Source organism: Heliorestis convoluta, from assembly GCF_009649955.1.
Classification (GTDB): Bacteria; Bacillota; Desulfitobacteriia; order Heliobacteriales; family Heliobacteriaceae; genus Heliorestis; species Heliorestis convoluta.
The window spans coordinates 1,882,832-1,909,265 of sequence record NZ_CP045875.1 but is presented as its reverse complement, the minus strand read 5'-3'; the positions used below and the strand labels follow the sequence as shown (position 1 = coordinate 1,909,265).

The 26,434-nt window shown below is 38.6% G+C and carries 27 protein-coding genes and 3 pseudogenes; 8 read left to right on the top strand and 22 right to left on the bottom strand.

Going from position 1 to position 26,434, the window contains the following annotated elements; all coding sequences use genetic code 11:
• Positions 1-83 precede the first annotated feature (83 nt).
• The 3 genes from FTV88_RS09095 to FTV88_RS09085 are packed head-to-tail and all read right to left on the bottom strand — an operon-like array spanning position 84 to position 4,404.
• Positions 84-2,489: an MFS transporter gene (locus tag FTV88_RS09095; protein WP_153725342.1), complete on the bottom strand. Its 2,406-nt coding sequence runs from the start codon at positions 2,487-2,489 to the stop codon at positions 84-86.
• A gap of 4 nt (positions 2,490-2,493) precedes the next feature.
• Complete coding sequence (locus FTV88_RS09090) at positions 2,494-3,186, bottom strand: GNAT family protein (RefSeq protein ID WP_153725341.1); 693 nt, start codon at positions 3,184-3,186, stop codon at positions 2,494-2,496.
• 60 nt (positions 3,187-3,246) lie between these two features.
• Positions 3,247-4,404 (bottom strand): ABC transporter substrate-binding protein, encoded by a 1,158-nt coding sequence (locus tag FTV88_RS09085; RefSeq protein WP_153725340.1) that lies wholly within the window; start codon positions 4,402-4,404, stop codon positions 3,247-3,249.
• Between the two features lie 359 nt (positions 4,405-4,763).
• On the opposite strand from FTV88_RS09085, the gene FTV88_RS09080 reads away from it, so the two are divergent.
• Together FTV88_RS09080 and FTV88_RS09075 are read left to right on the top strand one after the other, a co-directional pair.
• Positions 4,764-5,477: a YheC/YheD family protein gene (locus tag FTV88_RS09080; protein WP_153725339.1), complete on the top strand. Its 714-nt coding sequence runs from the start codon at positions 4,764-4,766 to the stop codon at positions 5,475-5,477.
• Positions 5,478-5,675: 198 nt separating this feature from the next.
• The gene (locus tag FTV88_RS09075; protein ID WP_153725338.1) at positions 5,676-7,232 is read left to right on the top strand and encodes a hypothetical protein; all 1,557 of its coding nucleotides are present in this window, start codon (positions 5,676-5,678) and stop codon (positions 7,230-7,232) included.
• Here FTV88_RS09075 and FTV88_RS15505 read toward each other — a convergent pair.
• The 4 genes and pseudogenes from FTV88_RS15505 to FTV88_RS09055 all read right to left on the bottom strand — a co-directional run bounded on the left by FTV88_RS15505 (position 7,219) and on the right by FTV88_RS09055 (position 9,004).
• Positions 7,219-7,392, bottom strand: a complete 174-nt coding sequence (locus tag FTV88_RS15505; RefSeq protein WP_243137075.1) for an Rpn family recombination-promoting nuclease/putative transposase — start codon at positions 7,390-7,392, stop codon at positions 7,219-7,221. The genes FTV88_RS09075 and FTV88_RS15505 overlap by 14 nt on opposite strands.
• Positions 7,334-7,531 (bottom strand): annotated as a pseudogene (locus FTV88_RS16155) (PD-(D/E)XK nuclease family transposase); the annotation flags it as partial. The gene FTV88_RS15505 and the pseudogene FTV88_RS16155, both read right to left, overlap by 59 nt.
• 40 nt (positions 7,532-7,571) lie before the next feature.
• Positions 7,572-8,042: a hypothetical protein gene (locus tag FTV88_RS09060; RefSeq protein ID WP_153725335.1), complete on the bottom strand. Its 471-nt coding sequence runs from the start codon at positions 8,040-8,042 to the stop codon at positions 7,572-7,574.
• Positions 8,043-8,047: 5 nt separating this feature from the next.
• Positions 8,048-9,004 (bottom strand): ParA family protein, encoded by a 957-nt coding sequence (locus FTV88_RS09055; protein ID WP_153725334.1) that lies wholly within the window; start codon positions 9,002-9,004, stop codon positions 8,048-8,050.
• A gap of 310 nt (positions 9,005-9,314) precedes the next feature.
• Between FTV88_RS09055 and FTV88_RS09050 the strand changes: the two genes are divergently transcribed.
• On the top strand, positions 9,315-9,734 hold the full coding sequence (locus tag FTV88_RS09050) for a nucleotidyltransferase substrate binding protein (RefSeq protein ID WP_153725333.1): 420 nt from the start codon (positions 9,315-9,317) through the stop codon (positions 9,732-9,734).
• Positions 9,727-10,023, top strand: coding sequence for a nucleotidyltransferase family protein (locus FTV88_RS09045; protein WP_153725332.1), 297 nt, complete (start codon positions 9,727-9,729; stop codon positions 10,021-10,023). Before FTV88_RS09050 ends, FTV88_RS09045 begins: the two co-directional genes overlap by 8 nt.
• A gap of 261 nt (positions 10,024-10,284) precedes the next feature.
• Here FTV88_RS09045 and FTV88_RS09040 read toward each other — a convergent pair whose 3' ends face one another.
• Positions 10,285-10,851: a protein-tyrosine phosphatase family protein gene (locus FTV88_RS09040; protein ID WP_162007975.1), complete on the bottom strand. Its 567-nt coding sequence runs from the start codon at positions 10,849-10,851 to the stop codon at positions 10,285-10,287.
• Between the two features lie 306 nt (positions 10,852-11,157).
• Between FTV88_RS09040 and FTV88_RS09035 the strand changes: the two genes are divergently transcribed.
• Both FTV88_RS09035 and FTV88_RS09030 read left to right on the top strand, forming a co-directional pair.
• Complete coding sequence (locus FTV88_RS09035) at positions 11,158-11,493, top strand: hypothetical protein (RefSeq protein ID WP_153725330.1); 336 nt, start codon at positions 11,158-11,160, stop codon at positions 11,491-11,493.
• Between the two features lie 165 nt (positions 11,494-11,658).
• A complete protein-coding gene (locus FTV88_RS09030) occupies positions 11,659-11,907 on the top strand; it encodes a hypothetical protein (RefSeq protein WP_153725329.1) in 249 nt (82 codons plus the stop codon).
• Positions 11,908-12,074: 167 nt separating this feature from the next.
• Here FTV88_RS09030 and FTV88_RS16275 read toward each other — a convergent pair whose 3' ends face one another.
• From FTV88_RS16275 to FTV88_RS08995, 8 genes are all read right to left on the bottom strand, one after another.
• The gene (locus FTV88_RS16275; protein WP_497006442.1) at positions 12,075-12,164 is read right to left on the bottom strand and encodes an Rpn/YhgA-type helix-turn-helix domain-containing protein; all 90 of its coding nucleotides are present in this window, start codon (positions 12,162-12,164) and stop codon (positions 12,075-12,077) included.
• Between the two features lie 105 nt (positions 12,165-12,269).
• Positions 12,270-13,085 (bottom strand): DUF4405 domain-containing protein, encoded by an 816-nt coding sequence (locus tag FTV88_RS09025; protein ID WP_153725328.1) that lies wholly within the window; start codon positions 13,083-13,085, stop codon positions 12,270-12,272.
• 776 nt (positions 13,086-13,861) lie between these two features.
• Positions 13,862-14,218, bottom strand: coding sequence for a hypothetical protein (locus FTV88_RS09020; RefSeq protein ID WP_243137074.1), 357 nt, complete (start codon positions 14,216-14,218; stop codon positions 13,862-13,864).
• A gap of 229 nt (positions 14,219-14,447) precedes the next feature.
• The gene (locus FTV88_RS09015; protein ID WP_243137073.1) at positions 14,448-15,365 is read right to left on the bottom strand and encodes an McrB family protein; all 918 of its coding nucleotides are present in this window, start codon (positions 15,363-15,365) and stop codon (positions 14,448-14,450) included.
• A gap of 390 nt (positions 15,366-15,755) precedes the next feature.
• Entirely contained in the window at positions 15,756-16,736 is a 981-nt protein-coding gene (locus FTV88_RS09010) for an Rpn family recombination-promoting nuclease/putative transposase (RefSeq protein WP_243137072.1), read from the bottom strand.
• A 50-nt stretch (positions 16,737-16,786) separates the two neighbouring features.
• On the bottom strand, positions 16,787-16,906 hold the full coding sequence (locus FTV88_RS16150; protein ID WP_368277588.1) for a hypothetical protein: 120 nt from the start codon (positions 16,904-16,906) through the stop codon (positions 16,787-16,789).
• A gap of 1 nt (position 16,907) precedes the next feature.
• Positions 16,908-17,117 (bottom strand): hypothetical protein, encoded by a 210-nt coding sequence (locus FTV88_RS09000; RefSeq protein WP_153725327.1) that lies wholly within the window; start codon positions 17,115-17,117, stop codon positions 16,908-16,910.
• A gap of 236 nt (positions 17,118-17,353) precedes the next feature.
• Positions 17,354-18,298, bottom strand: a complete 945-nt coding sequence (locus FTV88_RS08995) for an Rpn family recombination-promoting nuclease/putative transposase (RefSeq protein WP_153725326.1) — start codon at positions 18,296-18,298, stop codon at positions 17,354-17,356.
• A gap of 630 nt (positions 18,299-18,928) precedes the next feature.
• Between FTV88_RS08995 and FTV88_RS08990 the strand changes: the two genes are divergently transcribed.
• Positions 18,929-19,135, top strand: coding sequence for a hypothetical protein (locus tag FTV88_RS08990; protein ID WP_153725325.1), 207 nt, complete (start codon positions 18,929-18,931; stop codon positions 19,133-19,135).
• Positions 19,136-19,347: 212 nt separating this feature from the next.
• On the opposite strand, the pseudogene FTV88_RS08985 reads toward FTV88_RS08990, so the two are convergent.
• From FTV88_RS08985 to FTV88_RS08960, 6 genes and pseudogenes are all read right to left on the bottom strand, one after another.
• Positions 19,348-19,671: pseudogene (locus FTV88_RS08985) on the bottom strand (Rpn family recombination-promoting nuclease/putative transposase); the annotation flags it as partial.
• Positions 19,672-19,709: 38 nt separating this feature from the next.
• On the bottom strand, positions 19,710-20,612 hold the full coding sequence (locus FTV88_RS08980) for a 5-methylcytosine restriction system specificity protein McrC (RefSeq protein ID WP_162007974.1): 903 nt from the start codon (positions 20,610-20,612) through the stop codon (positions 19,710-19,712).
• A 7-nt stretch (positions 20,613-20,619) separates the two neighbouring features.
• Positions 20,620-21,135, bottom strand: coding sequence for a hypothetical protein (locus tag FTV88_RS08975; protein WP_153725322.1), 516 nt, complete (start codon positions 21,133-21,135; stop codon positions 20,620-20,622).
• Complete coding sequence (locus FTV88_RS08970; protein ID WP_153725321.1) at positions 21,132-22,601, bottom strand: McrB family protein; 1,470 nt, start codon at positions 22,599-22,601, stop codon at positions 21,132-21,134. Before FTV88_RS08970 ends, FTV88_RS08975 begins: the two co-directional genes overlap by 4 nt.
• 492 nt (positions 22,602-23,093) lie before the next feature.
• Positions 23,094-24,035 carry a hypothetical protein gene (locus FTV88_RS08965; protein WP_153725320.1) on the bottom strand — a complete coding sequence of 314 codons (942 nt, stop codon included), beginning with the start codon at positions 24,033-24,035 and terminating at the stop codon, positions 23,094-23,096.
• Positions 23,981-25,306, bottom strand: a complete 1,326-nt coding sequence (locus tag FTV88_RS08960; RefSeq protein ID WP_153725319.1) for a tetratricopeptide repeat protein — start codon at positions 25,304-25,306, stop codon at positions 23,981-23,983. The genes FTV88_RS08965 and FTV88_RS08960 overlap by 55 nt, the downstream gene beginning before the upstream one ends.
• A gap of 807 nt (positions 25,307-26,113) precedes the next feature.
• Here FTV88_RS08960 and FTV88_RS15885 point away from each other — a divergent pair.
• Positions 26,114-26,372: pseudogene (locus tag FTV88_RS15885) on the top strand (transposase domain-containing protein); the annotation flags it as partial.
• Positions 26,373-26,434: the final 62 nt, after the last annotated feature.

The following is a 26,434-nucleotide window of genomic DNA, read 5'->3' as shown; positions in this document are numbered from 1 at the left end:
AGCTTCCCATTTACTACTGAATCGGCTTTTCCAGCTCGATCCGCGCCCTTCTTCGCGAATCCATTGTCGTAGTTTTTTTCCTCTTAACCTATCTTGCTCTCATTGATATACTCGGGTCTAACCTTAGAAAGCACTACAAATCCCATTAGTAAAAGAAGTAAAGCCAGGGCAATCAGACCCACGCCCATTTTCATACCGAAAGACAACGCCACACCAAAGATGATAGGGCCAGCCATTCTTCCTAAGTTAACCATGATACTGAAATAAGCAATTCCTTTGCTTATCTCTAAGTCTCGGACTCCTTTTAAGTTCAAAAAATAGTTCGTTTGCATCGAAACGCCAAAGCTTTCGGCCATGCCGAGTAGAACAATCGTTACCAAAGCAGCAGCGAGAGTGCCGAAAAGCATAAAAACAGCAAGAGCACAAACGATAATGAACAAAGAAAAGAGCATACCATTTATGGTACCGAGCCGGTTACTTGCATAGCGAGTCAGTAAAGGACCAAGGTAAATAATACAGAGACCATTTAATAAGAAAGCTCGACTTATATCACTTTGGGAAAGACCGTTGTTCGATGCAAATAGAGGGAAGTAATAGTCGAGAAAAGCCCCTCCAATGAAAAAAGGGATAAAAACGAGCAAGAGGAAGACAATTGTCTTTTTGTCATATATAAAGTTAATGAATTTATGTAATGCAGTAGCATCACTCGTTTTTCGTTCCTCTATTTCAAAGCCACCCATAAGTCTATTTGTATACAAAACAGAAAGTACAACCGTTATAGCAGCTATGAAAAAAACTGCATCGTAACCAATTCGATCAGACATCATACCACCGATAACAGCACCGCAGTTCAATCCAGCAATCGCACCGGATGCAAACTCAGCAATGGCACTATTTCTTTCGGGTAACGAGACGACCAAGCTACGTAAAGACATGAGAATAAGACCTACACCAAAACCAACGACGGCTCTAGAAAGAACAAAGGCAATTGCTGTCATACTAAATCCAGATGCAAAGTTTCCAAGTGCCAAGAATAAGATACCTACGTAAAAAACAGCCCTCCACCCTTTTTTATCAACCAAAGAACCAGCAAGGATGATAGCTAGAATGCCTCCTAGCATTTCCGCCGATAGTGGTAAGCCTAGAACCACATCTTTCGACAATCCTAGAATCGGTTCATATAAATTTTGCATTACAATCGGGATAAAAGTAATGGACATAAAGATCGGTATGTTCACTAGAAAGGTTAATGTTCTAACGAGACCATGACTCGTATTAACATCCATCTTATTATTTATTTTTTTCTTTTCTTGATCTTGGCGGACAAGTATGAGAACGGCAAACAAGATTAACTCGACCATAAAGAAAATAGAAACAATCAGTACCGTAACCATATCTAAGAGAATCTTATACATTTCTTGGTCAATATAGACATTGGATATGGTTGCAGAGATTGTGCTACTTTGCAGAGAGTCTTTGGATCTGACGATTGTTAGACCTTCCCTATCGATAGCATCCTTTGATTCGACAAAGGTGATTTCTTTAATTTGTGGTAAGCTTGATTCTATGGCTGTTATATAGTGATCGAGACCGCTTACATTTTGTAAGCTTATTCCTTTGTCGTAAACGCTATTTATATTATTTGCAATTGTTTCTTCGACAAAGTCTTTACTTTTATAAGCCATATCTATGTAAGCGTTTTTAAAAACTGAATAGTTAACAGCGCTATAGAAGAGTTGAACTGAACCTAAGACAACAATAAATACAAGTAAGAATCTTTTTTTGTTGAAACGATTGTCTATCGACAATAGATTGGTTTTAAAAAGTATGATGAATAAGACTAATAAAGCAATGGCTGCAAACCCTAGTAGATAGGTACCCAATTGTTTTGTGTAGTGACTATTAAATTGCAAGAAGATGTTGTCAGGAAGAACCATTGCGAGACTTGCAATATGTTCCATTTTATCGTCTGTAATTTTTAAGAATATGTATCCACTATCGTCATAAAAACGATAACTCGTCTTATCATTAAGGGCTCCTTCTTGAAAAACTACAACCTTTTGCAGTTCATCAGGCAACCTTTGATCGCGAACAAACCCGAATAAATCATATAAAACCTCGCCTTCTGTTGATACAACTTTTACCTTCTCAACTTCTGGGATGACTACTTTCAGCTCAGCTAACGTTTCATGCATGCCATAAAAGTTATCAATCGGTTTGCCATATTGTAGTGCATATTCGATTTTTCGAACGAGTTCGTTTCCCGCAACAGCATAGGTATTTGCTAACGATTTATTATAGTTATCAGCAAAAGTCATGTAGTTTAAGGAACCACCAAAGGCCATAACAGCCATTAACAAGAGTAAGGCCAGCGCTAATATTTTATAACGTGCTTTTCTGGTTCTTTTTGGCTCCGATGATTCCGTCGGTTCGGTTGATTCAGTCGATTCACGAACAATATCTGTTTTGTTATTCCAATTGCCACTCAACTTATCACCATTCCTTTCCTTTCCTAGCAAAAATCAACTTTACACCTTCGTCATCTTTATATTGCGTAAATCCAAAAAATCTATCTTCTAATAAGGCTTGTTGTTTTTCTAAGCAATCCATAGGTACTTGAAGAATGGTGTCTCGATCTATTTCCCAGTGATTCTCTAAGTCTTTATACATAACATATCGATCCCATTGGCAGTACATCTTGCATAATTTTACAATTTTCAAGCCAATCGACGTAGCCGTTTTAAGACTGGGGTAGTTATAAGGTGATATGCTTGTAAATAAATGCTTGTATTGCATCGCATTCTCTGCCCTTTGGGCCAGCATTTGAGCGAGTCTACTCTGCAAGTTATTACCCCTTAGATCTGGATGAACCATGGAAAGCTCAAGTTGAGCAACTTGTAACAATTCTTCATCGTTAAAGTCCAGTTCTCGAGCCATGTTAACTTCTCTAAGTCCAGGAAAAAGTATAGAGCAAACAGCATAGAGCTTGTCCCCAATGAACAAGCCAATGGATTCTCCGTTGCCAATGATGATATCGATATGTTCCTCTCGAGATAAAGGAACAAAGTAACTTTTATTGTCAAGAAAAGAAAGGATAAAATCCTGTAAGCCCAGAATTTGAGGCAGATCATCCTTGGCGAGTAGGCGAATTATATAAGGATACCATTGTTGATCTTGCTGATTCAAAACTCTTCCCTGTTCTAGCATTTATTCAAATCCCTTCAATAATAGCGATTGATTGCAAGCTCACTTGGCAATATTTTCATAGACTTCGTCGATTACAATAATTAATTCAAAAGGGATCATAAAATCTATCTTTTGTGCAACTTCTGCGTTCAGTATGATTTTTGGCGCAACTTGAAAAGATTGTTCCAGATCACGAGGCTTCGTTCCTTCTAAGTATTTCCCGATGGTATCGGCACCGAAGCGACCAAGGTTGACTTCATCCATCACTGAAATGGTCATAAGAGCGCCATGTTCTACTTCAATATTGCCCAGCTGGGAAAATACAGGTATTTTTTTTTCATAAAAAGGCGTAAACAATGTTGGTAATTTATCACTCTCTAGTGAAGCAATGGTGACGAAAACAGCATCAACTTCTTGCGCCAATTGATTGTAAGCCTCTTGAACTTCTTGATAATAGCGAGAATACTCCTCAGACCGTAGAGGCTCGTCAACATGATAACGGACGATTTCAAAGCCTTTGTCTTTGGCAAGCTTCTCAACTTCATTGACGGCTGAATAAACTCTAGCAATGTCAGAGTCTTCATAAACCATACCTATTTTTTCAAACTGTACAATGTCATGAAATGCTTTAATTTGTCGTTCAAAACGCTGTTCGTCCATGTGAGCCCAAACATGGTCTTTCCCCGAATCTTCAACAGAATCAATGATCCCAGAGCGAACTGCATTAGAAGCAGCAAAAACAAAAATATTGGTATCATGGTCATCAGTACTTAAAGAAATGCCTGCTTGAGTTCCCATGACGAGCATAAGATCGATGTCTTTATTTCTTTGTAATCTATCGACGATGTCTTCGGGTGTGACGCCTTCATCTCTTAAGTTATAAAAACCATCGTCGACAAACTCTATGTAAGGGCCTATATCCCTGTTCGCTAAATAATTCCATATAGCTTTGCTATCGCGAGTATACGCAACAATATCGAAGCCGTCGAGGTTACGAATCCATCCAAGTTCTTCAAGACCATGTACAATGCCTATGAGCGTTTCGGTAAAAGTGATAAAATCTTCACTTTCACAATAACCGATGCGCCATTTCGTGCCGTCTTCCTTGAAAGTTGATGCGTAGGCATTTTCTACAGTGCCTTTCTGGATTGTAACAATCGTAAGGGCCGCCATTAGTATAGACATCATTACAACCATTACAGCAATGATTCTTTTCATCTAGGATACACTCCCTCCTTGCTTGCTCTAGCTACCACTAGCACATTGATGACTGTATTAGTAACCATCTTTTTTTAAGAAAGATCAAAGCAGTAGCTATTCTTTATCTACATAGATATTCACTGCTTCATGATCTTTTCTTGCGTTCTATTTTACAGGACGTAGCTTTTTTTTTCTATCATTATCGTTGATTTTGATTTTTCATAATAATCCAAGTGGTCTCCATAACATCAACCTACCATACCTTTTCTTTTTTTCACTGCATAACTATTCCACACATCCCGTCTGTGGTGAATATAATTTTAAGAGGCGGAAAGCGACTGACGTCAAGCCATAAAAGGATTAGGGGGTGGTTCGAATTGTTATCAGACAAATCATATATGTTTTCCATCCTAAAGGAAAATAAAGATATCATAAAACACCTGCCTGAAACAGTGCCTTATTCTATAAACGCTTGCTGTAGATATCTAAAAGATTATGGTGTAGCTATACTAAAACCTGTGCAAGGAACAAGTGGAACAGGAATCATTAAAGTAAAGGTAGGATATAGGCACTTCATTATCGATACAAAATCAAAAAGATTTATACTGGACAAAGCCGAAGATTTGTTAAACTTTTTAGAAAAAAAGATAAATGGTAAACCTTATCTAATTCAAGAATATATTGATCGATTGAAAATTAATAACCGTTTTTTTGATATAAGGGTCATCCTTCAGAAAAAAGATTCCAATTGGAAACTAACAGGATGGTTTGGCCAGCTTACTAGCAAAACCTCCTTTTTAAGCAATACATCTGCTGGAGGTTCGATTATTCCTCTTGAAGCGAGTCTTCAAAATCATTTAAGGGAACTTACATCAGAAAATATCATTACGGAATTACAGCACACTGCATTACAAATTGTTCAGCAATTGGATAAACATTTTCCCCATAAACACCTATGGGGACTTGATTTAGCCATCAATAGGTCAGGACAAATATTATTAATAGAAGTTAGCAGTTACCCAGATCTATCAAAATTCAAAAATAAAAAATTAGATCCCGCCATGCTTCGTACTATCAAATCCTATCTATAATTAAAGCTTTTTGACAAGCTGAGCAAGTATAACAAACAACGAACGGCTCACCCTCGTTGTCGGAAAATTTGATTTCCGACAACGAGGGTGAGCCGTTTTCACCTTATGGGGGATGACCGAATATCAATATATTAAGTACCATAAATTGGAAGAGTCAACAGCGGTACTCACTATATTAATGGAAAGGAGAAACTTGATTTGATAAGTAGGAAAAAAATATGTTTTCGAAACTTAACGCCGGTAAATGGATTTGACATGACAAATCTCAACAATGCAAGGCAAAACAACTATGCCTGGTCTATGAGTGAGTTGGGAGACTACATCTATGTAGGTACCGGCAGAAATATACTCGTAAATATCATTAATTCTATTACGCCCGGGGCTCAGCTTCCTGCCCTCATAGACCCCGGCCCCATAGACAATCGCGCTGAAATCTGGCGATACAAAAAGGATGGCTCCCTACCATGGCAAAGAGTTTATAAAGCGCCAGAAGGTTCAGGTATTATTGGCTTCCGGTTTATGATCAGGCATAGACCTTTCAGAGGCGGGTCTAGCCTTTATGCAGCTACCATTGGCCCAAGCGTGCAAGTATTAAAATCCACAAACGGTGTAAACTGGTTTATTTTACCGGACAATGTCCTGCAGGGAACCTCCTCAAGAGCAATGGTAATACAGAAGGGCAAAATATATATGTCCACCATAGAAGAAGGGGGCCAAAATCCACCTCTACTATATAGAAGCGAAGATCCAGAATTCATTCCCTGGGAAAGTGTTATAGATACAACTGTACCAGGCTTTGATCCTACCCGCAATCCAACAAACCCCATAAGCAACATGGAGGTATTCAACAACAGGATATATGTAGGCGTAATCAGCCCAGAAGGCGTTGAAGTCTGGCGAACGAACGGGCCGGAGCCAAGGCTTAACGACTGGACACTTATCGCTGATAGAGGATTTGGAGATCCTGATAACAGGTATACGCTCGCCATGGGTGTCTTTAAAAATCACCTCTATGTAAGCGCTACCAAGGAATTACCATTGGCCTGGGCTTTTCCCAGAGGCTTTGATCTCATAAGAATAAATAAGAATGATAAATGGAAGCTGGTAGTAGGTGGAAATCCCCTTTTCCCAGTAACAGCACCATCAGAAACTCAGAAAAGCGCTTCAGGCCTGGGCTCAGGATTTAATAATCCATTTAATGTTTACGCCTGGCAGATACAGGAATACGATGGCAAACTGTTCATAAGCACTTTTGATGATTCCAGCAATATGGAAGTCATTCTGACCACTCTTTTGGCCAACAGACTCGCTTTAGAGCAATTAATAGGTCCTGTCGTAACAAATATATTAATACAAATATATAAAAATGTTGTAGCGATTCTAAGGGCCGCCAGATATCCCATCGGTTTTGATTTGTATGTATCGGGAGATGGCATTCATTTCAGTCCAGTATTCCTCGACGGGCTTAACAATCCCAACAATTATGGCGGAAGGATACTTTACGTAGACCGACGTAATGACTTGTATATTGGAACAGCCAACCCCTTCCAGGGCTGTGAAGTTTGGCGAACAGATGATACGGAAGATTATAATGCAGAATCCTGCGATTGTGATACACAATTCTGTAATGATGACCATTATAAATGTTTGTGGAAAGTTAGGAAAATAATAACCGATAATTACGCTATTATAAGCCAGCATATGCCTGTTATTATGAAGTTTTTACCCAAAGAGCATTGCCCTAGATTTTTTTAGCTTGATCATACTCATATTTGAGACGGGCTTCATATTCCGCAATAACCTTCGGATCGCTACTAATTCTTTCGAGATCACGGATTGCTTTTTCTAACGTAGGATCATGCAGACCCATTTCTTCTACCTCCCTGGCTATGGCATCGTTTTCTTTTGCTAACAAAAACAACATCCACGTAATACTGCGATCGCTTTTTCTCTTGACCCATATCATAGCGATTTTTTAGCTGAATTTCTACGTCATAACGATTTCCTTGACTATCTTCAGCCTGTAGATCCATTATAATTGCTTTGTCTTTGGGGTGTTTTCTTTGTTCTGTCTTAAAGGTAGTACTGAGTTAATTAAGGGTGATGAGTAAAACGAATCCGCTCTAAATATTTGATAATATCATAAATCATGACATCCTTTCGGGCTCCGCTGGATAAGCTGAGCCCGAATTTTTTTCCTAGCTCTTGAAGCTCTTTTTTCGTTTTTACGCCTTTTTCTTTTCCTAAGATTTCTTCAAGCTCTTTTCTTGTCATGGTGAATAATTTCTCAATCCAGGGGTCTGCTATATCGACTGAAGGCTGTGATATTACCTCTTTTTTGAGGGTGCTCTGATCTTTATGATGAGAATTTGGAGCATCTGAAGCCTTCTCACCTTGAAAAGCGCCTTGTTCTTGTTCATGATGTAGCAGGCTTGGGGAAGTGGTCTGCTTTTTTTGTAAACGAATTAGCTCCTCTAACACTTCTAGCGCTGGCTTTTCTCCAAAGTGTTGTAAGAGCTGCGCCATCATCTGAAAAAGTTGAGCCGCCTCTTTTGCTTTCATCATTACCCTCACTTGATTCTTTCTCTAAATTCACGTACCAACGCCAACATATATTCTGCTTGTTTTTTTGCATTACTACGGGCGCGATCTTGTATGTGCTTATAAGCATAGACAGGAAGGTTGGCTCGAGACGCTACAGCTAGACCATCGCCATAGGTGATATAAGATGCAAATAAGTCCAGTGGTTTATTTTTTGTTTTTACTTCAGTGATTGTCTCACGATGGGTAATGATAACTCCCTTTTGCTCTCTTACTTTATTGAAGATAATGCCGCCAAATCTTGTTTCTTGATAGGGCTCATCTACTTCAGCGTAGGCGTGCATTTTTTCAAAATCTTTATTGAATCGGTTCATGTATGTTCGAATAAGTGTGATCCCTGTCGTTGATAAAAAGTCTGGAATGGCGGGAATGACGTAATAGTTGCTGGTGTAAAAAGCGTTTTGTGTGACCAAGTTTAAGTTCGGTGGGCAATCAAGAAAGATGTATTCATAACGTTCTTTTGCATCCTGGAGCAATCTGTGCAAAATACTGAGGCGCTCCAGTTCATAGCGCGTATCTTCTTTGTGGTTAATTCCTTTTTTTCTAACACGAGCTAAGTTTAGATCGAGCATAACCAGCTCCTGCTGAGATAAAATAAGGTCGACGCCTTCGTAAGTTTCTCCCTTTCCATTTTTTTGTACGGCATCTGATAAAATTACTTCTTCAATGTGAATCGGCTTATGATCTTGCTCGCTGTACAGGTAGCTGTCAAAGACTCTTTTCAGTGAAGGATGTTTCTCTTTATCGATTAATTCTCCATATTTATCATAGCCTAAGACTAGAAAGGATAAGTTGCTTTGCGGATCAAGATCAATGAGAAGCACTTTGCTATTGTATTCTTGATTCAGTCCTACCGCCAGATGCAGTGTCAACGTGGTTTTTCCGACACCGCCTTTCCAGTTGATCATACTAATTACTTTAGCCACAACCACCCCACCTTTTATCTGTGATGGTAAAATTTATCGAATTCTTTGGTTAATGATGCCATTATAGGATGGGAAAAGCTTGTGGTAAAATAATGAAAAAAAGCCTTTGGCTCCTCGGTTTATTTTTCTTTGTTGTTTGCTCTTGCTTTGGTACGTAAGCATAAAGAATCCCCACCTTCAAAACAGGGTGGGGGTTCTTTATGCTTACGTTTTTCTTGTTATGCTTTTAGGCTTGAATTATGGTATACTACACTTAGAAAAGATTACCAAAAACTTTTAGAGTTACTGAAAGTCTGGGGTGACAAGAGATTTGTTAGATTTAAGTAGCCTAAGAAAAGCCGTTGCATCATTGGAGCGAGCTCTAAACTTCGCGCAGGTGAGACTCGCTAACAACAATATATCACTTGATGAGAAAGAAGTTATTCAAGCAGGCGTTATACAAAATTTTGAATTCACCTACGAACTTTGTTGGAAGTTTATGAAACGTTGGTTGGAATTAAATCTCATGCCAGGTTTATTAGACGGAGCTACTAGAAAAGAATTATTCAGACATGCCGTTGAACAAAAATTGATCTCCGACTTTTCAATTTGGGTTAAATATCATGAACTTAGAAACACTACTTCCCATACTTATAACCGAGAAGTAGCCGATGAAATTTACGGTATGAGCAAAGTTTTTTTAGAAGATGCTCTCTATCTTCTAAAGTCCTTAGAGGTGCGCAATGATTAAGTTAACGGAAGAAGAACTGAAGATTGTGAAAAACATCCTCAAAAACTATGCTTCAGACCTTGAAGTTCTAGTATTTGGCTCTCGAGCTACTGGAAAAGTTCATAAGCACTCCGATTTAGATATCGCTTTAAAAGGAAAAGACAAGCTTGATCTATTGCTTGTAGCCAATATTAGGGATGGCTTTCAAGAATCTGATCTTCCTTTTAGAGTCGATATCGTCGATTATCACAGAGTCTCACCGGAGTTTCAAAAAATCATTTTAAGAAAATATGTTCTATTGACTTTCTGATTTGCTGGCTGCTTCCCTTTGCGTTCACAGCGGTCGGCGCAAGTCATCGAAAGAAGAAAGATTTATCAATTGTAGTAATGGCTTTGCCGTGACACCTTGATGCTGACTCAAACCTAGCCTCAATAAAAAGGTACCTACTGGGCTTTATTTCCCGGTAGATACCTTTTCTACTTCTTTTGTGTTAAGATTTCTAAATATTCATAATTGTATCTGAATTATCGCACGGTCGGACCCCGATGGTAAAGTCTTCCTAAAAAGACTTTACCAGGCCCAATTCAATACAAAGTCCCTTTGTTCATCAGTTTCTGGAGATGGAAAATCTCTTCTTACCGGATCAGTGATCGCCTGGCGTAGCTCTATGATACGTTCAAAGACAGCATCTTTTTCAACCATTTTATGACGAATCAAGTAGCAACCGATAACAGTACCAGTTCGTCCATGACCACCCCAGCAGTGAATATACACCCTTTTGCCTTTTGACCTATGTTCATCAATAGCATTTAAAATAGCGTTCATCTCTTTTTGACTGGGCACATTTCTATCTTGAATCGGCATACGTTCAACAGTACAGAACCAAGATAGTTCTTTGCTGACCCTATTTAACAATTCATCATAAGGTTGAAGAGGTACGCTTACGTAGTTTTTTTCGCCCGACTCTGTCAAATCAATAATATGATTTACTTGACCTATTGTTAGCAATTGACGCAGTTTTTCTTTCGAATCTTCTTCCCCTTCATTCCGAGGATATTGCCCGGCAAGCAAGGTACCAGGTATGACCCAGAAAGATACTGGAAAGGGAGTATCGCTCTTTTTATTTGGTGAAGACATGGCAAAACACTCTCCTGATATTTCTGAAAATCTTTTCCACAGCTTAAAAAAGGGCTCTAACCATGGCAAGTCTTCTTCTAGATTGTAGTGTAACACAAAAAACTGGGACAATCTGCAAGTTTATCCTCTTTAGAAAATTCAAAGTATCTCATCAGGCCTTATGATATTATCTGCGATTAACAGATTTACTTTTTGAGTTCTAACACCTCTTCTTTTGGAAGTCCAGTTATTTTGAACATATAAAAAATCTAGACTAGAATAGAGGTCGATTTGACATTGTGGTGTGAAAAGAAATTTATAGAGTTCGTGAAAAAAAACGCAAATGATAAGTTTACCAAATGGACTCTAAAAAAATGGGTGGATTCTGCTTTAATTTCTGCTGGAGCGAAACAAGGCAAGAAAACAATTTATGATTTTTCAGTAGCATTTGAGGCGATAACAGCCCATCGTATGCTATCAAAGGGTTTTTCACTTGAGGCTGTTGCGAGCGCAAGAGAATTTCATTACAAGTTAGTGAAGCGCAAGTATACTGAAATCATTTTGGATGATGAAATAATACTAGAGGAAAAATTATGGGCCGATTGGGGCGAGTGGTTAAAGAACCATACGTCGCCAAGATATATTTTAGACGAAGTTCCTTGATCAGTTCTAGCGGATCAATTAACATCTTTTTATCTAAAAGTTCATAGTAAATACATTGAATTAAAGAATTCAAGAGATAAGAAACATCTTAAGGACTTTGCTGAAAAGAATAGAGTAACAGATGTAAATTGGGAGTACGTTACCACTGTTAGAGGACTAGAGAGCTTGCTAAAAGATATCTCAAAAGTTGTTATTATCATTACAGGTGTATATTCTTGGTTAAGAACCGAGGTTGTTAGTAAAGAAGGTATAAGAAAAAATAAAATGCTTCCAATTATTGTGAATAATAATAAGGCTCAAACGATTGTATGGGAGGATGCAGATATAATTGAACCAATTTCCTATAGTGACTTTATGAGTGTTCTATTAAGTAAGCCTGTTTCATACAAAAATTTTCTTAAATATGCCATGTGAAAATCCCTAAGAAGCTGAGGGCTCATTAGGGTTTTATTATGATATAGTAATGCGACAAATTATAAATGATTGGAAAGGATGGCTGTTCAAGAAGTTTCTACGCTGGTGAATTCTCCACGTTATGACAGTTCCGATATTTTCAATGTTCAACAGGGGCTTTGATGATGCTATTCATTGCCGTTTTGTAGCTTCAAGATCTCTTCTTCTGATAATCCGGTGATTTTTGCTACCGTCGATAAAGGAATACCTTCCTTCAGGGCAGAAAGCCACTACACAAGCGGCTCAATGAAGAACTGGTAAAATGCCATAAATCACATGAAAATAGAAAAGATACCGCTTAATGAAAAACCGTGGGCTTTCGGCTACGGTTCTGTAATCAATATAATCGCATCATGAGACGTAAGATTCTGTTGTAATGCTATTTCCTGAAGACGAGTTGACGCAGATGCTTGAATTCCTTTTTCTTGCAATCGCTGTAAAGCCACTTCCACAGGGATCTCATGCTCTTCAGCCAATTGTGCAATCGTTTTCGAACCCTGACCAGATCTATATTCCTTATCGACAACTTGCAAACCTTGTTTTTCTACTTGTTCGTATATTTGTTGTGGCGACATATTATTTTCTTTAGCAATCTCCTCTAAAGTCATTTCATTGTCTTGCACTACAATTCCTGATTGTTCAAGCAGCGTAACCACTTCATTTTCTGTAGAGTCTAAGTACTTCGCAAAATCTTCTAACGGTACCGACTCAGCCTGACTAAAAGGAGGATTTTGAGCTTTTTCTTCCCAGCTTGCTTTGAGCGAATCGCCTATTTCCATAATCATGCTTACAGGTGGAACGTTATATTGTGTGCTTACAAAGAAAAAAACAACCAAAGCGAGCGCTGCAACCATCTCTTTTGTAAAAATAACAGTCTTACGCGCTTTATTCTTCATATAACAGAGTATTGCTTTACCATTTAAAACAATGTGCCAGGCTGAAAAAAAGACAAAAAGAAAGGAAGAAGTTGTATGGATGGCCTGATGTGTTTCTTTTGACAGACCAAAAATAACCCAATTCGTCCAGTTGGCAATACGTCCTGCAGGCGCAATATAAAGTACTACTCCTGTAAAGACAAGAAGAATCAAGCTTACTGTCAAAGTGAGCGAAACAAAGCTTCTCATATTAAAGTCTTTCATAAAAGCGTCACTCCTTGAATTTCTATCAATCTACATCAAACTTTAGAAAAAGTATAGCATTTCGTTGTGACGATAAAGTGACAGTTCTGTAAAGATTATGTGACACTTTGGTGACACTTTGGAAATGATTACAAGGCTTCATATGTTCGCATGTTAGGCATCAACGGAGAGTGGGTAAGCCAGTCCTCGCAAAAAGCCCACTGTTCCATTGACGAAGCTCCATAGCAAAAACCATACATGAGCCACCCATGTTGGTTTTACCAAACTAGTCCGCATTTTTAAAAAGACCTACTGAGTCACCATTCTCAGTAGGTCTTTTTTCCACGCAAGCTATTTTTTTCACTCATTCCAGAGTTCCTCCCGGACTGATTCTAGCTGGGAGAGACTGACTTGGCAGGCTGTCCCAGCTCGCGCATCATCTGAAAAAGTTGAGCCGCCTCTTTTACTTTCATCATTACCCTCACTTGATTCTTTCTCTAAATTCACGTACCAACTGAGGCCAGATCAGTAGTAGAGGGTTCTTTTGTCTATGTTGTATTGGTTGCCTACTTGTACTTCTATCACAAACCCCTAATTTTTAGGATATGTACACTTCTGATAAGATGTTCAAGTGAGGTTAGCTTCTCTTCTGGCTTTGTTCTGGCTACTTGGGTTATCCTTAACAAAAATTCTTCAGAACGGGCTCCTCGGTTTATTTTTCTTTGTTGTTTGCTCTTGCTTTGATACGTAAGCATAAAGAATCCCCACCTTGAAAACAGGGTGGGGACTCTTTATGCTTACGTTTTTGTTGTTATGCTTTGTTTGTTCAAATCTTCTTTTAGTTTTTGCACTTCTTCTATATCTAATCCCGTGATCTGAGCTACGAGGTTGACATCGAGACCAGCTCTAAGGGCGGCTATGGTATTTTCCCGTACTGCTTTTTGGTGACCTTGTTGAAGACCTTCTTCTTTAGCTCCAGCTAAAGCGGATATTTCGTCGCGTACTGCTTTTTCTCTTAGTTCGTAGATTCGGCGTTCGATTTTGCTTTTCATGAAGGCTTGTTCTATGGTGAGGGCTTTTTTATGGCCGGGTTCTCCATGGCTATCTCCTCCAATTCTTCCCCTTCTAGGTTGTTTAGGTACCTCTGAAATCATTAGATTAAGACTCCCTCAACAACCCCGTCAAATCTTGCACCACTGATTCAAAAGACTGCGCCGACAAAGGCAACGCTACCAAGACAAGATCAACAGCCCTATCTCCATGGGCCACTCTCGCTTTATGGAATAACCGACCTCGCTGCTTCAGTGATCGATAAGTCTCCTCCTGGCATGGATAGGCGAGACAACAAGTCGTATTTTTGTTAGGAGAAATCGAAGCATACGCTCAGATTTTAGGACAACCGTACTTTTGGACAACAGCCATTTGGGGCCACATTTTTACAAAAGCAAAACGGCGACGAACGGCAATATCAACAATAGCAATACTTCGGTCGGCACTGTTCATCGTACCGATAATATGTAGATTCTGCGGTAGAGTTAAGCGATTCCCAAAAGGCGATCCGAAATCATAAGGAAGTTCTAACTGCCTTGACTTATCTTCCTGCGCTTCTAAAAGATACAAAGCTTCACCAAGTACTTTGGAAAGATCGGCGCGATTGATTTCATCAATATGTAAAAGATAAGACCTTGTTGGGTCTTGAGCCGCTATTTCAGCTGCTTTCATCAAAAAACCTTTCTGCGGTGCAAAGCGAAAGCCCAATCCTTTGTCAGATTGTAGAGGTGCCAGGCCACCGATGACATTTTCATAGGTCGTGTTGGGGTGAAATTGAACAGTTGTACCGTGATGATCATAAAATCTTTCTACAATGTTTCGAGCCATCCGCGTTTTACCTGTGCCCGGTGGACCTTGTAAAATAACAAAGCGTTTTTTTCGTAACAAATCGAGAACTTCGTTTTCATTCACAGGCGCCATAAGATGGGAAAAGTACGCTTCCCGAATCGTCTCTCCATCTTTTTGGCTTCCTTTAAGAAGGCCTTGCCCTCGCTCTTCTAATAATAGATCGAGAAAAGCTTTGAGTGCTTCTTCTGTCATCTTTTGATCTTCTTGAGGTGCAAAAAAGCCATAAATCACTTTACCATAGCGCTTAAAAGCATCGTGATAAGAATGAAAATTTTGCTTAATATGATTGGGGATATCTAGATCGGTTCGTACCGGATCTTCTTTGGCCCATGCTAGCATTTTGCCTTGTCCATGCTTTTTATTAAGCCAGGTACATATCGCTTTTACTTTAAAGCTCTTCAAAAGCTTCTTGATTGCGGTTCTGCCAACGATCTTTTTCGGGGTTATAGATTATGTGGAGGAGTTTTTTCATGAGAAAGCACCTCTATCTTTTGAAGCTTATAGATTCTTTTTCAACACCTGACTGCTCTTTCCCTTTGAAATGATCTCATGAGATTGTATTGGGGATTATAGATGGTGACTCAAGCATAGCCTAAATAAAAAGGTACCTACTGGGCTTTATTTTCCAGTAGGTTCCTTTCTTACTTAAGGCTTCATGCTTACGCCCTTTACTTGACGCACGCTTTTCTAAAGCTCCTTGCCTCACAGTTGTAGGCAAGGAGCTTTTTGACATTACATATGGTGATCTTGTTGGCTGCTAAGTACAGGATTATGGTTTGTTCAATTCTTCCGCTATCTAAGTAGCTCCATTATTTCTTCTATCGTATCTTGTTTGTAGATTCTATTTGTGATCCAGTTCAGTTTTTCTAGATCATCTATGGTTCTCAACTTTTTTTGCGCTTCAAGCGATGCTTTTCCAAACCTAGCTTCTAAGTACTTGCATATTGAATCTTGGACGCCTTCTGCTTTTCCTTCGGCTTTTCCTTCGGCTTTTCCTTCAGCTTTTCCTTCAGCTTTTCCTTCAGCTCGTCCTTCTTCTTTGGCTCCGGCTAAGGCGGAGATTTCGTCGCGTACTGCTTTTTCTCTTAGTTCGTAGATTCGGCGTTCGATTTTGTTTTTCATGAAGGCTTGTTCTATGGTGACGGCTTTTTTTATGGCCGGGTTCTCCATGGCTATCTCCTCCAGTTGTTCTCCTTCTAAATTGTTTAGGTACATGAGCCATGCTTCTAAGGTGTTTTGGGGTTTTCGCTTTAGTTTTTTGGCTTTGTCTAGTTCAAGGAAGTGGATTTCTAGGTCTTCGTTAAGTAATTGTTTTGTATCGACTTCTTGGATGTGGAATTTATTATGGTAGCGGGTTTCATCCGGAAACCAGTCAAAGGCTATTATGTTTATGGTTATTGTTTTTTTCAGTTCCTTGAATTGTTGGCCTTGGGTTAGTTGACCGTGGTAGAGGCCAGCCCAGTAGTAGAGAGTTCTTTTGTCTATATTGTATTGGTTGCCTATTTGTACTTCTATGTTGATTAGGGTTCCTTGTACTGTTTTGGCTAATACATCTAGGCGGGCTCCTCGGTCTAGTAAGTAAGTGGGGTCGATTTCTCGGTCTAGGAGTTCTATGGTTTTGATTTCTTTTGAGGCTGGAAGTTGCAGTACTGCGTTGAGAAAGTTGATAAGTACTTCTTTGCCTTCTTCGGAGCCGAATATTCTTTTGAAGGCATAGTCGTTGATGCGATTGATTGCTTTCATTTCTTCGGGAAGGGTTTTTTTCTTTACCATTTTTTCACCTGCCTTTTTTTGAGCTTGTGCCGCTTTTATTCGTGGACGTTCTATGCGATATCATTGTGTGGAATTTTCGGTTGTACCCAGGCGGGTACGTAAAACATGCGGGCATTGTAGTAGACGCTTCGATTCCCCATGTCATAGTTATTGCGAAGTTGAATTTCTATGTTATGATGATGAACATGATTGTCTTTGGCTTTTATGTTTAGAATGCGGCTTTTTTCTATTTATTTGAATTTTATCATATATTTTACCTTTATGGAATACCTGTTCTTGAAATGTTTTTTCTTTTTTATTTGGTTGATTGTCTTTCTTTATACAAGCTTTTTCTTTTATTGTAGCAGTAATGGAATTTTTTGCGTAGTTTTTTGTTAGCATTTGTTCTTACCTCGTCAAATGTTATTTTGCGCGGTCCTCTTAACTAAAAAAGGTACCTGCTGGGCTTTATTTCCCAGTAAGTACCTTTCATACTTCTTATGTATTATGAATTCTGAATATTCATAATTGTTTCTGAATTGTCGCGGGGCCAGACCCCTGCTGGATGAGACTGACTTGGAAGGCTTATCCAGGCCGAGCAACAACCATGCGAGCAGTAGGTGCCTTTCCTATATCTTTTAGCTAAGTAGATCCCTTATTTCTTCTATGGTATCTTGTTTATAGATTTTATTTATGATCGAGTTCAGTTTTTCTAGATCATCTATGGTTCTCAACTTTTTTTGCACTTCAAGCGATGCTTTTCCAAACCTAGCTTCTAGGTACTTGCATATTGAATCTTGGACACCTTCTGCTTTACCCTCGGCTTTTCCTTCGGCTCTTCCTTCTTCTTTAGCTCCGGCTAAAGCGGATATTTCGTCTCGCACTGCTTTTTCTCTTAGTTCGTAGATTCGGCGTTCGATTTTGTTTTTCATGAAGGCTTGTTCTATAGTGATGGCTTTTTTTATGGCCGGATTCTCCATGGCTATCTCCTCCAGTTCTTCCCCTTCTAGGTTGTTTAGGTACATGAGCCATGCTTCTAGGGTTTTTTGGGGTTTTCGTTTTAGTTTTTTGGCTTTTTTTAATTCAAGGAAGTGAATTTCTAGGTCGTCATTGAGGATTTGTTTTGTCTCGGCTTCTTGGATGTGGAATTTGTGGTGGTAGCGGGTTTCATCGGTAAACCAGTCGAAGGCTATGATGTTTATGGTTATTGTTTTTCTCAGTTCCTTGAATTGTTGACCTTGGGTAAGTTGACCGTGGTAGAGGCCAGCCCAGTAGTAGAGGGTTCTTTTGTCTATGTTGTATTGGTTGCCTATTTGTACTTCTATGTTGATTAGGATTCCTTTTGCTGTTTTGGCCAATACGTCTAGACGGGCTCCTCGGTCTAATAAGTAGGTAGGTTCGATTTCTCGGTCTAGGAGTTCTATAGTTTTGATTTCTTTTGGCGCTGAGAGTTGCAGTACTGCGTTAAGAAAGTTGATGAGTACTTCCTTGCCTTCTTCGGAGCCGAATATTCTTTTAAAGGCGTAGTCGTTGGTACGGTTGATTGCTTTGATTTCTTTTAGGTTGCTTCTTAGTTTTGTCATTTTGACATCTGCCTCTTCTTTTAGAATTCTTTTTTCTGCTTGTACGTTTCATGGCTTCAGTTTCTTCTAACTTTATTGTTATAGAATTGTTTGTAATTTCCATATGGTGGGATGGGGATAGGCTTGTGTTTTTGTAATTAATTATATCACAATTAATTTTTTGTTTCTATATAATGGTAATTTAGACAATCTATCTTCTTCGATTCCAGTCATTTTCGTAGCAGGTCAGCTCTGTTGTTGCTGTTAGTCTTTTATTGCGAGGCTACCAGGATGGTTTTTTTGTAGGCACTCGATGTTTTGTGCAGTGTATTTAAAGTCAAAAAGCATATTCATGGGTTTTATTCCCAGAAAATGCTTTTTGTTTATTTTTTTACAAGCATCCTCATAAAAAGATCAGTGGTATTGATGATTGAATAAGGAAAAAATCATCAATAAATCTTCTTGCATTTTTTTCCACAGAGTCTTTGGGGTTAAAAAAAGGTTCATTCGACTCCACATCATCTGATGCAATCGCTATAATAAAAATTGACCACTAGAATAAAAAACGCTAGAAAAAAAAGTTGACCACCCTGACCATCAAACCTGCTAAGCTGGAGTTGACGAGACAACAGCAAAGGCAGGTAGAAAAGGATGATCAAGGTGGACACATATAAGTATATCAAAGATCTTCACATTAAGGAACGCAAGTCAATTCGATATATTTCTAGGGAAACAGGGCTTTCCCGGCAAACCATCCGCAAAATACTATATGGTTCAGTGGAAGAGGCTACACAATACAAAAGGAATGTACCGCCACCAGCACCACCGAGCAAGGAACAAAGGGAAGTCGGTCAGTAGAAATCAGTAGATAAAGCACGCTGATTATGGGATGGGAGTTGCACACCACACCACAACTGACATGGCAAAAACCTTGTCGAATTTTGTATAAGAACCATACAAATTCTTCAGAACGGGCTCCTCGGTTTATTTTTCTTTGTTGCTTGCTCTTGCTTTGATACGTAAGCATAAAGAATCCCCACCTTGAAAACAGGGTGGGGATTCTTTTACACTTACGTTTTTGTTGTTATGCTTTGTTTGTTCAAATCTTCTTTTAGTTTTTGCACTTCTTCTATATCTAATCCCGTGATCTGAGCTACGAGGTTAACATCGAGACCAGCTCTAAGGGCGGCTATGGTATTTTCCCGTACTGCTTTTTGGTGACCTTGTTGAAGACCTTCTTCTTTAGCTCCGGCTAAAGCGGATATTTCGTCGCGCACTGCTTTTTCTCTTAGTTCGTAGATTCGGCGTTCGATTTTGCTTTTCATGAAGGCTTGTTCTATGGTGAGGGCTTTTTTTATGGCCGGGTTCTCCATGGCTATCTCCTCCAGTTGTTCCCCTTCTAGGTTGTTTAGGTACCTCTGAAATCATTAGATTAAGAATCCCTCAACAACCCCGTCAAATCTTGCACCACGGATTCAAAAGACTGCGCCGACAAAGGCAACGCCACCAAGGCAAGATCAACAGCCCTATCTCCATGGGCCACTCTCGCTTTATGGAACAACCGACCTCGCTGCTTCAGCGATCGATAAGTCTCCTCCTGGCATGGATAGGCGAGACAACAAGTCGTATTTTTGTTAGGAGAAATCGAAGCATACGCTAAGATTTGCAATAGATCATGGCGATGGCTTTCTCGCATACCATCTCCTAGGTGGCTCCACTTTTGATGACTTAGTTCTTCCCAATGGCGCTTATACTTGGCATCTACGATAATCGTTCGATCTTCTCTTTCCAGAACCAGATCAGGCAATAAAAAACGTTGGGAGCCCTGATACGGCGGATCCCAATGTAACGGCACCAGAGATTCTCTCTTCCGACCGACTCGTAGCTGACCGCCCATAGAGCGAGCCACTTTCGTCATCACCGTTTCCACCCAGGCTTCGAAAAAGTTTTCCATGGCCATCATCCAAGGTATTCCTTGCAAATCGCCCAATCCCGCCAAACCTCGTTCTTCAACAGTCCACTCCATCGCTTGCAAACCATCCCGAAAAAGCTCCGGCTTCATAGCATTGCCGTACCATTCTTGCACTTTCAAAGAAGACGCTGGCAGTGGTGGCACCGTTCGCACCTTTTCGATAAGACCCTGACATAAATCTATCAACTGCAGAACAACTAAGCCCATGGAACGCTGGCTTTCCAGTGAAGCAAGCTGCCTGCGCAAAGTATAATGAATCATGGACTTCAATTCTCGATCTTCTTGCAACTCCGGATAGCGACAAGGCACTTGCAAGAACTGCCCCTTGGTCATCTTCGATGTAACATAGCGAGACCACTGCACCGTTCCTTTAGGAGCCGGTACATCTTTCTACATAATCAAAAGTCCGATCAACTTGACCTAAAAGAGCCTTAATGCGATGTAAAATAACCGATGATAAAACCCAAGGCGGTACTTTTCGTTCCGATTGACGTAACAAAGGAAGCTTTAGCGGAGACGGTAAGACACGCCAACCCATCTGAGCGAGCAAAGGACCGATGCCACTCCAACCAAAACGAGGTTTGATGACAAGGCCATAATCAGGTTTGCTCGTCGTTGGCGATAACAATGGAAAAGCCCCGATCTGCGTACCTGTCTGAAAGCGCAGTTGTACAGCGCGTCCATCATAATGGATATCACTTTGCACAGCAAAATTCGAGAGAATTCCGCGATTTTGCTCTAGAAAATGATGGGCCAATCGAGCCCCTTGAGACTGTGGATCTCGAACAGAGTCACCACGAATCAAAAAGGTTGCAGGTACTGAAAAAGTCGAAGAATTAATAGCTTCAAAACAATTTGCCTCTGAAAGGCCTTTTTTTCTTGTCATCGGAGACTGTTCACCCACTGGATGTAAGCACGAACGGAATCAGCAAAGCCTGCTACATAGCCCTGGGCAATATATTCTTCGAGTAGCGGTACAAGTGTAACTTGAAGAGCTTTTGCAGCTACCTCTTCATTCGATTCTAGAAAATAAGAATGCCCCGGTAGCAATTCCAACGCATCATCACTGGCTTGTTCAATAAAAAGTGACAACAATTCACGGTAAGCTTGTATCATTAAAGGACAACCGTACTTTTGGACAACAGCCATTTGGGGCCACATTTTTACAAAAGCAAAACGACGACGAACGGCAATATCAACAATAGCAATGCTTCGATCGGCACTGTTCATCGTACCGATAATATGTAGATTCTGAGGTAGAGTTAAGCGATTCCCAAAAGGCGATCCGAAATCATAAGGAAGTTCTAACTGCCTTGACCTAACTTCCTGCGCTTCTAAAAGATACAAAGCTTCACCAAGCACTTTGGAAAGATCAGCGCGATTGATTTCATCAATATGTAAAAGATAAGACCTTGTTGGGTCTTGAGCCGCTATTTCAGCTGCTTTCATTAAAAAACCTTTCTGCGGTGCAAAGCGAAAGCCCAATCCTTCATCAGATTGTAGAGGAGCCAGACCGCCGATAACGTTTTCATAGGTCGTGTTGGGGTGAAATTGAACAGTTGTACCGTGATGATCATAAAATCTTTCTACAATGTTTCGAGCCATCCGCGTTTTACCTGTGCCCGGTGGACCTTGTAAGATAACAAAGCGTTTTTTTCGTAACAAATCGAGAACTTCGTTTTCATTCACAGGCGCCATAAGGTGAGAAAAGTACGCTTCCCGAATCGTCTCTCCATCTTTTTGGCTTCCTTTAAGAAGACCTTGCCCTCGCTCTTCTAATAATAGATCGAGAAAAGCTTTGAGTGCTTCTTCTGTCATCTTTTGATCTTCTTGAGGTGCAAAAAAGCCATAAATCACTTTACCATAGCGCTTAAAAGCATCGTGATAAAGATGAAAACTTTGCTTAATATGATTGGGGATATCTAGATCGGTTCGTACCGGATCTTCTTTGGCCCATGCTACCATTTTGCCTTGTCCATACTTTTTATTGAGCCAGGCACATATCGCTTTTACTTTACGACTGTGGCCCGGTCGACCTAAGACTTCTTCATCAGGACTTAGCCCTTGCGTTCCGACAACCATAGCGAGTAGCGCCGGTCCGTCCGGTATGGGAAAAAGAACAAAACTCATACCGCCGTAAGCGCCCGTATCAGGATTGTTCGGGTGAATATAAGCTGCAAAAGGGACGCCACTGCCACCGCTAAATTCAGGCGCTCGTAATGTGAAAGCGCTCTTGGCTCGCTCAGGATAACGACCACTACCAGCACCGAAAAGCTCTTCAAAAGCTTCTTGATTGCGGTTCTGCCAACGATCTTTTTCGGGGTTATGGATTACGTGGAGGAGTTTTTTCATAGGAAAGCACCTCTATCTTTTGAAGCTTTTAGATTCTTTTTCAACACCTGACTGCCCTTTCCCTTTGAAATGATCTCATGAGATTTTATTGGGGATTATAGATGGTGACTCAAACCTAGCCTCAATAAAAAGGTACCTACTGGGCTTTATTTCCCGGTAGATACCTTTCCTACTTCTTTTGTGTTAAAATTTCTAAATATTCATAATTGTTTCTGAATTGTCGCGGGGTCGGACCCTCGATGGTAAAGTCTTCCTGAAAAGACTTTACCAGGCCGCGCAAAAATTCTTCTTGCCTCTGATGTGGGTAAAACCAGACGTAAAAAGCTTTGCTGTTGCTAAACCGAATTGACTTCGTTCTTTAATGTGAAGATCTTTGATATGCTTATATGTGTCTACCTTGATCATCCTTTTCTACTTGCCTTTACTTGTGTCTTGACAACTCCAGCTTGCAAGTTTTATGGTCAGGGTGGTCAACTTTTTTTCTAGCGTATTTTATTCTAGTGGTAAATTTTTACTGTAGAAATCGGATATTTTATAAAGAAGATGTCGTTCAAGTGTTGATAGTTTATTAAGTTCATTTGTTAAGTCACAGTTGGTATCGTGATTATTGATAGTAAGTTCTTTAAATTTTTTACATAATCTCAAAGTAACGATACATTGTTCCAGAGCTTCTTGATGCATACCTAAATTAACTAAAAACGTTAACTTCTTTTTGTTTGCAGTAAAATCACAACTATCAATTGAAATAGCAGTATTATAGCTATCTAGAGCCATTTCTATCATCTTTTTAGGTATTCTACTCATTGAAAATTTTTCATCTATTTCTATATAACCTGAACCCGCAACACTTCTATAATTATAGCCATTGCTATGTCCTAAATATTTTTCAATAAATTCATCAATCTTAAATTTATAAATATCTCCTTTTACTATGTGATAATATTGCTTTTGAGGATTTAACCTAATTAGACGATCTATAATAACTTCAATATCGTTAATTTCATAGAAATCTTTGAAAAAATCAATATCATCAGAATGTGTAAACACCTTTAACATTCTATTGAGCAGCTTTTCTTTTGAATTTTCAAAAAACCGATCTTGCCTGTTCTTATCTAATTCTATTGCTTTTTCACAATAAGAAATTGCATTTTCATGATTTTGTATACTATCTTCCTCGATGACATGATTAATATACTTGGTGTATAAATCTATCAAGTTATCTATATAATTCTTTAAATCTTTTTCGGTTCCAAAACTACTATCTTTACTTATCATAGATATGATATTTTCATATGCTTGTATAACACTTTCTATCCCTTTTATTTGTTGTTGTTCCAACTCTTCTTTCATCATTGTATAACCATTAGCATATCCTAAGTCTAAGTAAGTATCATTACCGTCTTCGTAAGAAAGTTCACCTTCATTAATAGCCATATGTCTATTAAATTCGTAAGTTGCCTTTTCGACTGCAACTCTTTCTCCCTCATTAAAACTTCTTCATTATATTTATCTAAAATTTCATCGTTATATATATTGAATTTGCGTATTATTTCTTCATAACAATTAAATATTTTTTCTTGATAGCTTTTTACTTTTAAGCTTATATAGTAAGTATAGTTAACTGGATCAATTTCTATAGCCGTATCTAAGCACTCAAAATAATAATATGTTGGTATAGTTTTTTCCAATTTAGAAGAAGAAATTTCTTTAAAAATCTCCTTGATTTTTTCTTCCATATTAAGCTTAACGTAAATATTTATTAGCTCTTTTATTTTCATGTCATACAAAAAAATTTCTTTAACAGAATTACCTTTAAGAAAAGGTGGTTTATGTTTATCTTCAAAGCATATATTAAATTGTTTTTTTATTTGCGTAGGATTCGTATGATTTTTTTCAAGAAACTCAACTAGTTTTAAAAAAATTCTTTGCATTTGAAATATTTGTTTACTATCAGCATATTTTTCATAAAGCAGAGAAATTATATTTTTTACGTTATTGCACTGTTCATGAAAAACAGTCCAGTTGTAAAAACCATCTAACTCCAACACATTCAAGCTATATTCAAAAGCTTCTTCTAGGTCACCTGTTTTAACTTTTTCTATTGAAATACTATATAAAGCATTTGCAATATCAACTTCTACGTTTTTATTAGGAAATAATTTTAAAGCACTATTAAGATTATCTAGGGCTTGTTTATAAGAGCCTTTTTTATTTAATATTTTACCTTTATATTGTAAAATACTTGATTTATCTTTATTAGCAAGAGGCTCAAACCTTTGTAATACGTAATCACAATCCTTTAATACTATATCAAATTCTTCGTTTTTTTCTGCTAGATTATATTTTAAGATAATTTTTCTCAACCAATGGTCAAATTCATCCTTATCTAAAACGTTAATAAAAAATAGTTCTTTAATTTGCAAGTTCTTTTTTTTATCTATTTCATAAGATGAAAAATCTTCTTTGTTATATAAACAGTCTAGTTCTTTTATAATAGCAATTGCTTTTTCACAGTATTCAGCATACTTATGTTCTTCTACAAGGCTATAAAAACTATATAAAAAACATTCTAGGTTTTTTATAGCATATTTTTCATTTATGCAATATGAATCAACAACTTCTTTGTGTTCTTTATTTTTTATCTTTTTATCAACATTTAATTTTTTCACTTCATTTATTTTTTGAGTAGTAAACTTTTCTACCATTATTATTCGTCTCCCTTTTATCCACTTCTACTTTACATCGGTATTTATCAAGATAGATAAATTTTTGCCTTAATCAATCTAAAGACATTTAAGAGCTAAGGTTTACACTGATTATAACACTCATATACGATTATTCAATTCATAAAATTTTTAAAACGAGTACATAGATCATCTTAACCTTTTATCGAATCTTTTCATACTTTCTTGCATATTACGGTTCCAGAGCACCGTTATTTTGGTGGTGAGAGAGCCACTTCTCTGGAAAAAATGAGCCACCTTTTTGGAGATTGTGAGCCACAAAACACAAAGCTACTCACCACCTAAATGACCTACCCATTCAAGACTAACATCTGTTAATGGGCCTCGAAGATGCGGGCGGAGCCCCTTGCCATTTAAAAACGTCTGACTTGTACTGACAATCAGTCGGCAGTGTTTGTGCGACATACCGAAAACAATGCCTTTTATCTTTAATGATTCAATATCTGGAAGGCTGTTGAACATTTTTTTATAAGCTACTTCATAGCTCCCTTCGCTAAAGTTCAACCTTAGATAAAACCTTTCGTAAAACTCTCCACATTTAGCACAACGATAAATCTCGTGACCATATTTGTCATTTATCTCTGCTTCCATTTCAATCAGCAATTCTTTAATATCAGCATCTCCATTTGGTGGCGGTTCAACAGAACCAACCACTTTTTTAATAGTATTGTTTGATTGACTTATCTTACATTTCCAATGCCATCCATCGCAAACCATAACACTATAATCGCGTATTCTAAAAATGAAGATTAACTTATATGAAAATTTCGTGCCGAAAATGCCATTCAGCCCTTTGTGATTGGCCGCAAGGCTTGGCTTTTCAGACACGAAAAAAGGAGCTAATGCCAGTGCTGTCGTTTACAGTATTGTGGAAACAGCAAAGAGAAATAATCTTAATGTGTACATGTATCTGGTACATATCTTCAGCAAGCTTCCAGAGCTAGACTTCAAGGCCAACCCTGAACTGCTAGAGGACTTTATGCCATGGTCTGATAAATTGCCGGCTTATTGCCACAAGACAAATTAACGAACATGAAATTTAACCCCAGTACGATTATATGGTATCGTACTGGGGTTTTTACTTCAATG

Bases quoted from the DNA above. Each gene is read 5' to 3' on its own strand.
- FTV88_RS09085 (WP_153725340.1), bottom strand. From the start codon at position 4,404: ATGAAAAGAATCATTGCTGTAATGGTTGTAATGATGTCTATACTAATG.
- FTV88_RS09060 (WP_153725335.1), bottom strand. From the start codon at position 8,042: ATGATGAAAGCAAAAGAGGCGGCTCAACTTTTTCAGATGATGGCGCAG.
- FTV88_RS09045 (WP_153725332.1), top strand. From the start codon at position 9,727: ATGATTAAGTTAACGGAAGAAGAACTGAAGATTGTGAAAAACATCCTC.
- FTV88_RS09040 (WP_162007975.1), bottom strand. From the start codon at position 10,851: ATGTCTTCACCAAATAAAAAGAGCGATACTCCCTTTCCAGTATCTTTC.
- FTV88_RS09025 (WP_153725328.1), bottom strand. From the start codon at position 13,085: ATGAAAGACTTTAATATGAGAAGCTTTGTTTCGCTCACTTTGACAGTA.
- FTV88_RS09020 (WP_243137074.1), bottom strand. From the start codon at position 14,218: ATGATTTCAGAGGTACCTAAACAACCTAGAAGGGGAAGAATTGGAGGA.
- FTV88_RS09010 (WP_243137072.1), bottom strand. From the start codon at position 16,736: ATGGTAAAGAAAAAAACCCTTCCCGAAGAAATGAAAGCAATCAATCGC.
- FTV88_RS09000 (WP_153725327.1), bottom strand. From the start codon at position 17,117: ATGCTAACAAAAAACTACGCAAAAAATTCCATTACTGCTACAATAAAA.
- FTV88_RS08995 (WP_153725326.1), bottom strand. From the start codon at position 18,298: ATGACAAAACTAAGAAGCAACCTAAAAGAAATCAAAGCAATCAACCGT.
- FTV88_RS08990 (WP_153725325.1), top strand. From the start codon at position 18,929: ATGATCAAGGTGGACACATATAAGTATATCAAAGATCTTCACATTAAG.
- FTV88_RS08975 (WP_153725322.1), bottom strand. From the start codon at position 21,135: ATGACAAGAAAAAAAGGCCTTTCAGAGGCAAATTGTTTTGAAGCTATT.
- FTV88_RS08970 (WP_153725321.1), bottom strand. From the start codon at position 22,601: ATGAAAAAACTCCTCCACGTAATCCATAACCCCGAAAAAGATCGTTGG.
- FTV88_RS08965 (WP_153725320.1), bottom strand. From the start codon at position 24,035: ATGGCTATTAATGAAGGTGAACTTTCTTACGAAGACGGTAATGATACT.
- FTV88_RS08960 (WP_153725319.1), bottom strand. From the start codon at position 25,306: ATGGTAGAAAAGTTTACTACTCAAAAAATAAATGAAGTGAAAAAATTA.